The organism is Lacinutrix venerupis (genome assembly GCF_003663945.1).
GTDB classification, from domain to species: domain Bacteria; phylum Bacteroidota; class Bacteroidia; order Flavobacteriales; family Flavobacteriaceae; genus Lacinutrix; species Lacinutrix venerupis.
Genome location: NZ_RCCH01000017.1, coordinates 1 through 1,820, shown reverse-complemented (window position 1 = coordinate 1,820; position 1,820 = coordinate 1). Strand labels below are relative to the sequence as shown.

At 42.5% G+C, this 1,820-nt stretch carries 1 protein-coding gene; it reads right to left on the bottom strand.

Annotated features, from left to right (window positions below):
• Positions 1–1,820, bottom strand: a 1,820-nt coding sequence (locus tag CLV86_RS14140; RefSeq protein ID WP_121053310.1) for an Ig-like domain-containing protein, incomplete at both ends; no start/stop codon positions are given.

Genomic DNA, 1,820 nt, shown 5'->3' with positions numbered 1-1,820 from the left:
TCTGTTGTTGCGGTATCGTCTTCTGCATCTGGTGTTGGTGTTACTGTTACCGTTACCGTTGCTGTTGACTCATTTCCATTAGCATCTGTAATTGTATAATCGAACGTATCGGTTGGACCATCGAAGTCTGCATTTGGTGTGTAAACGACATAGTCATCACTTGGATCTGCTGGTGTACCATTATCATTGATAGTTGCTGTTCCATTGGCTGGTGTAGTAACTGCGGTGATCGTTGTTGGTTCTGTTCCTAAATCGTCGTTGTCTAATACATCGATATCTACTGGTGTATCTTCTTCTGTTGTCGCTGTATCGTCTTCTGCATCTGGTGTTGGTGTTACTGTTACCGTTACCGTTGCTGTTGACTCATTTCCATTAGCATCTGTAATTGTATAATCGAATGTATCGGTTGGACCATCGAAGTCTGCATCTGGTGTGTAAACGACATAGTCATCACTTGGATCTGCTGGTGTTCCATTATCATTGATAGTTGCTGTTCCATTGGCTGGTGTAGTAACTGCGGTGATCGTTGTTGGTTCTGTTCCTAAATCGTCGTTGTCTAATACATCGATATCTACTGGTGTATCTTCTTCTGTTGTTGCGGTATCGTCTTCTGCATCTGGTGTTGGTGTTACTGTTACCGTTACCGTTGCTGTTGACTCATTTCCATTAGCATCTGTAATTGTATAATCGAACGTATCGGTTGGACCATCGAAGTCTGCATTTGGTGTGTAAACGACATAGTCATCACTTGGATCTGCTGGTGTACCATTATCATTGATAGTTGCTGTTCCATTGGCTGGTGTAGTAACTGCTGTGATCGTTGTTGGTTCTGTTCCTAAATCGTCGTTGTCTAATACATCGATATCTACTGGTGTATCTTCTTCTGTTGTCGCTGTATCGTCTTCTGCATCTGGTGTTGGTGTTACTGTTACCGTTACCGTTGCTGTTGACTCATTTCCATTAGCATCTGTAATTGTATAATCGAATGTATCGGTTGGACCATCGAAGTCTGCATCTGGTGTGTAAACGACATAGTCATCACTTGGATCTGCTGGTGTTCCATTATCATTGATAGTTGCTGTTCCATTGGCTGGTGTAGTAACTGCTGTGATCGTTGTTGGTTCTGTTCCTAAATCGTCGTTGTCTAATACATCGATATCTACTGGTGTATCTTCTTCTGTTGTCGCTGTATCGTCTTCTGCATCTGGTGTTGGTGTTACAGTAACCGTTACCGTTGCTGTTGACTCATTTCCATTAGCATCTGTAATTGTGTAATCGAACGTATCGGTTGGACCATCGAAGTCTGCATTTGGTGTGTAAACCACATAGTCATCACTTGGATCTGCTGGTGTTCCATTATCATTAATAGTTGCTGTTCCATTGGCTGGTGTAGTAACTGCTGTGATCGTTGTTGGTTCTGTTCCTAAATCGTCGTTGTCTAATACATCGATATCTACTGGTGTATCTTCTTCTGTTGTTGCGGTATCGTCTTCTGCATCTGGTGTTGGTGTTACTGTTACCGTTACCGTTGCTGTTGACTCATTTCCATTAGCATCTGTAATTGTGTAATCGAACGTATCGGTTGGACCATCGAAGTCTGCATTTGGTGTGTAAACCACATAGTCATCACTTGGATCTGCTGGTGTACCATTATCATTGATAGTTGCTGTTCCATTGGCTGGTGTAGTAACTGCTGTGATGGTTGTTGGTTCTGTTCCTAAATCGTCGTTGTCTAATACATCGATATCTACTGGTGTATCTTCTTCTGTTGTTGCGGTATCGTCTTCTGCATCTGGTGTTGGTGTTACTGTTACCGTTAC